This window comes from Peribacillus sp. P4_C12 (genome assembly GCF_056402095.1).
In genome coordinates, this window is the sequence record NZ_JBFUIB010000757.1 from 1 (window position 1) to 1,443 (window position 1,443).

Genomic DNA, 1,443 nt, shown 5'->3' on the forward strand with positions numbered 1-1,443 from the left:
GGAGAGAAGCGGATGAATCGACAGCATTTTACTAAGACTCGTCTAGTTAGATTCAATAGATTGACTTGTTCCTATAAAAGAGAAGCGATTCTGAACGTCTCATTCCCTTTTCATAAGTAATTTATCGATTACTTCATTCCTTTTGGCTACTCTTGATGTATTATAAGCAGAGAGTCATTGTACTAATCATGGCAAGAAGATAAATATGACGAATACAAACCTATTAGAAATAATAGAAAAAGGTATTGTTATTATCAGGAGCTGATAGGCAGCTCTTTTCACTTTGCAAATAAGTGCAAAATAGTTTAGAAGAATTATTATACATAAATTATATAATTTGAGGAGAGAAAAGATGAAGACAGATAATGTTGATTATGTTGAACTTTGGAGACTAGCCATGGTAGATCATAAAGGTAATATACCGAACCGACTAAAAGATGATGCAGCAGAGGAAGCGTTTTGGTCTTCTAGGTTGGAGGGGAAAAAACAACATAAACCGGACCCTTATGCACAACTTGTACAGCAGGAGCTACGTTCTTTACTAAATAGTGATGATCATGTATTGGAAATCGGACCTGGGTGGGGCAATTATACCTTTGCAATTGCTGAAGAAGTCCGGAAGCTCACATGTATTGACAGTTCAAAAAGCATTATCCGGTTTTTGGAATCTCAAGCTAATGACAAAGGTCTCGAGAACATGGATTTGATACATAATAAGTGGGAATGTGAGAAAAAAAGAGAGAAGTATGATGTAGTGTTTGGGTTTAATTGTTATTATCGCATGAATGATATTGGAGAAACCTTATTAAAAATGAATGAGGCAGCATCCAGATTAGTCATTGTAGGTATGACAACAGGTCCAGAAAAGCCGCATTACATGGATTTGGATAAACTAGGCTATAAAATCAATTTGAGAAGAAGAGATTATATTCACATTCTGAATGCATTGTATCAACTCGGAATTCTAGCTAATTGTAAGATAGTGGAGTTGAAAAGTAAGAAAATTTATTCTTGTTATGAGGAAGTGATTCGTGATAATACTACAAAAATTCTGGATGAGAATTATTCTGAGCAAGAAGTGAAAACCATACTTAATAAATATGTGGTAGAAAAAGAGGGTAAATACGAGTATGAATATCCATTTCATGCAGCCTTAATGTATTGGAGTCCAAAGGGAATTTGAAAATATTAGTCTGGTAACCTTTAATGATATGTGGTGAGGTATATATAGAAGGAAGGAGCTTCGTCTGAAATACCTTTATTTAACAGGTGTAATGCCGCCCATGTTGTTTCAACGGACTGCCTTAGCCATCATTCAACCAGCTAATGTTATGTACCGACGCAACCACATAAAGGACAAGTCCTTTTATATTCAACCTATCCGGTACTAACTCATGGGGGAATCTATCAACGACCTACAAACCCTCAAATGGAGTATCAAAC

General features: G+C 35.6%; 1 protein-coding gene. It reads left to right on the plus strand.

Features of this window, described 5'->3' with window-relative positions; translation table 11 throughout:
* Positions 1 to 352: 352 nt before the first annotated feature.
* The gene (locus AC1DUW_RS28695; protein WP_477644169.1) at positions 353 to 1,183 is read left to right on the plus strand and encodes a class I SAM-dependent methyltransferase; all 831 of its coding nucleotides are present in this window, start codon (positions 353 to 355) and stop codon (positions 1,181 to 1,183) included.
* Positions 1,184 to 1,443 lie beyond the last annotated feature (260 nt).